This is a genomic window from Mycolicibacterium novocastrense (assembly GCF_001570485.1).
Classification (GTDB): domain Bacteria; phylum Actinomycetota; class Actinomycetes; order Mycobacteriales; family Mycobacteriaceae; genus Mycobacterium; species Mycobacterium novocastrense.
Map to the genome: position 1 here is coordinate 1 of NZ_BCTA01000109.1, position 1,478 is coordinate 1,478.

Below are 1,478 nucleotides of genomic sequence, written 5' to 3' on the forward strand. Positions count from 1 at the left end.
CCGTCCGAGTTCGGAAAGGCACTTCCAGTGCAAGTGTCCCATAGCTTTGCCGCGGCGTCGGCAGTCTTCGATGACGAGCATCTCGTGTCGTGCGCCGGGCTGGTCCCGGTGATGACTCTGGCCAGCCAGACCGGGCTATCGGAGCTGATCGCGGACAAGGTCCAGATCATCGAACCGCGGATCAAGTCCGGATCGGCCAACCCGTCACCGAAGCTGACGACCGTGATCGCCGGAATGTGCGCCGGTGCCGACAGCATCGACGACCTCGACATCGTGCGCTGCGGTGGAATGAAGGCTCTCTTCGGCGGCGTGTACGCACCCTCGACTCTCGGAACTCTGTTGCGGGAATTCACCTTCGGCCATGCCCGACAACTGGAATCAGTGCTGCGTGAGCATCTGGCCGGGCTATGCGAACGCGTCGCGTTGCTGCCCGGCGCCGATACCCAAGCGTTCGTCGACATCGATTCACTGCTGCGCCCGGTCTACGGCCACGCCAAACAAGGCGCTTCCTACGGACACACCAAGATCGCCGGACGCCAGATCCTGCGCAAAGGCCTCTCGCCGCTGATCACCACCGTCAGCACCGAACACGGTGCCCCGGTGATCACCGGAGCTCGACTGCGGGCGGGCAAGACCAACTCCGGCAAGGGCGCGGCCCGCATGATCGCCCAAGCGGTCGCCACCGCCCGCGCCAGCGGTGTCACCGGGCAGATCCTGGTGCGCGGCGACTCGGCCTACGGCAACAGCGCCGTGGTGAATGCCTGCCGACGCGCAGGAGCCCAGTTCTCGCTGGTGCTGGCCAAGACCCGCGCCGTCGCTGCGGCCATCGAGGCCATCAGTGATGAGGCCTGGACCCCGGTCAACTACCCTGGCGCAGTCCGCGACCCCGACACCGGCGCATGGATCTCCGATGCCGAAGTCGCCGAAACCACCTACACCGCTTTCAGTTCCACCAACACCCCGGTCACTGCACGGCTGATCGTGCGCCGGGTCAAAGACGCCCGGTTCCTCGATGCGCTGTTTCCGGTGTGGCGGTACCACCCGTTCTTCACCGATTCCGACGAACCCGTCGACGCCGCTGACATCACCCATCGCCGCCACGCCATCATCGAAACCGTGTTCGCTGACCTGATCGACGGACCTTTGGCACACATGCCCTCGGGGCGGTTCGGCGCGAACTCGGCCTGGGTCCTGTGTGCTGCGATTGCCCACAACCTGCTGCGTGCCGCCGGGGTGCTCGCCGGAGGTGTCCATGCCGTCGCGCGAGGAGCCACACTGCGGCGCAAGATCGTCAACATCCCGGCCCGACTGGCTCGGCCCCAACGCCGGCCCATCTTGCACCTTCCCACCCACTGGCCGTGGGCTCAGCAGTGGCTCACATTGTGGCGCAACACCATCGGTTACAGCCCGCCCACTGCTGCGACCCACTGACCACCGGCCCCACAGGCCTCGACCCGAACATCACAGGAAAAGCTGGG

1 protein-coding gene is annotated in these 1,478 nt (G+C 66.0%); it reads left to right on the forward strand.

Annotation, left to right across the window (positions count from 1 at the left end; translation table 11 throughout):
* The first annotated feature begins 27 nt into the window (after positions 1 to 27).
* Positions 28 to 1,431 carry an IS1380 family transposase gene (locus RMCN_RS30640; protein ID WP_067396996.1) on the forward strand — a complete coding sequence of 468 codons (1,404 nt, stop codon included), beginning with the start codon at positions 28 to 30 and terminating at the stop codon, positions 1,429 to 1,431.
* Positions 1,432 to 1,478: the final 47 nt, after the last annotated feature.